General features: G+C 37.4%; 1 protein-coding gene. It reads left to right on the forward strand.

All coding sequences use genetic code 11. From position 1 onward, the window contains the following. On the forward strand, positions 1-1,429 hold a 1,429-nt coding region (locus ADIWIN_RS20615; protein ID WP_040757658.1), incomplete at both ends, for an FIDD domain-containing protein.

Below are 1,429 nucleotides of genomic sequence, written 5' to 3' on the forward strand. Positions count from 1 at the left end.
CCAGCCATCAATCCCGTTGCAGATTTAGAAATATGTGATGATGTCGCTAATGACGGTTTGGGTAGTTTTGATTTAAGCGACCAAACATTAGGTATATTAGGGTCACAATCACCAACAGATTTTACGGTAACGTATCATTTAAATTTTGCAGATGCCGACTTAGGGGATAATGCTTTACCATCAGATTACACTAATATTGTTAATGGAGAACCTATTTTTGTTAGAGTATCGAGCGCAGGAGATTCTTCTTGTTACAATGCCTCGGTAACAGCGTTATTTAATTTAGTAGTTAATGCTAGAGCTTTAGCTACAACACCTGATGCCATGGAAGTTTGTGATGACGTTAGTAATGATGGCTTTGCCACTTTCGATTTAAGCAGTCAAGAAGGTATTATTTTAGACGGACAAGATGCAACGGTTTACAATGTTTCATTTCATACGAGCCAGGATAATGCTAATAATAACGCAGGAGCTTTACCAACGAGTTATACCAATAACACAGCAAATTTAGAGACTATATATGTTAGAGTAGAAGATCCTTTACATCCTACTTGTTATAGTACGACGAGTTTTGATCTTATCGTAAATGCGTTGCCAGAAGTCGTTGCGGTGTCTGCATTACAAGTGTGTGATGATGATGAGGATGGGTTTGTAGGATTTCCATTAAACACAAAAGAATCAGAGTTTTTAAACGGACAATCTGGAGTGGTTGTTTCTTTTCATGAAAACTTAGCGGGAGCACAAAACGATAACGCCGAGATATTTGATGGTTATGTGAACACTACAATTGACAATCAAACTGTATTTGTACGTCTAGAAAACACAACAACAAATTGTTATAGTGTAAATAGTTTAGCCTTAGAAGTTTTAGAAAATCCGATAGCTAATGTAACCACAGCATTAGAAGTTTGTGATGATGACACAGATGGTTTTGCGGTGTTTGATCTTAGTACTAAAGACGCAGAAGTTACTGGCTCACAATCTGGTATGACGGTTCGCTATTATGCTAATCAAGCTGATGCAGAAGTAGGAGTTAGTGCACTACCAACTAATTACACCAATACCCAAGCCGGATCACAAGAAATTATAGCACGTATTGAAAATGGAACAACGGGTTGTTATGATACCACACCACTTCAATTGATTGTAAATCCAAAACCAACAGTCATAGCAGTAACAAACTATGAGTTGTGTGATGATAATGCGACAGGCGATGACGAAGAAGTCTTTGATTTAGCTACAAAGACTACAGAGATTTTAAATGGTCAGGTGAATGTAGCAGTGAGTTATTATGCGAATGCGGCAGATGCGAGTACAGAAACCAACCCAATTTTAGGTGGATATACAAATACAAGCAGTCCACAACCTATAATAGCAATACTGACTAATACATTAACAGGTTGTACTTCAGAAGTAACTTTCAATTTAG

It is taken from the genome of Winogradskyella psychrotolerans RS-3, assembly GCF_000427335.1.
Classification (GTDB): domain Bacteria; phylum Bacteroidota; class Bacteroidia; order Flavobacteriales; family Flavobacteriaceae; genus Winogradskyella; species Winogradskyella psychrotolerans.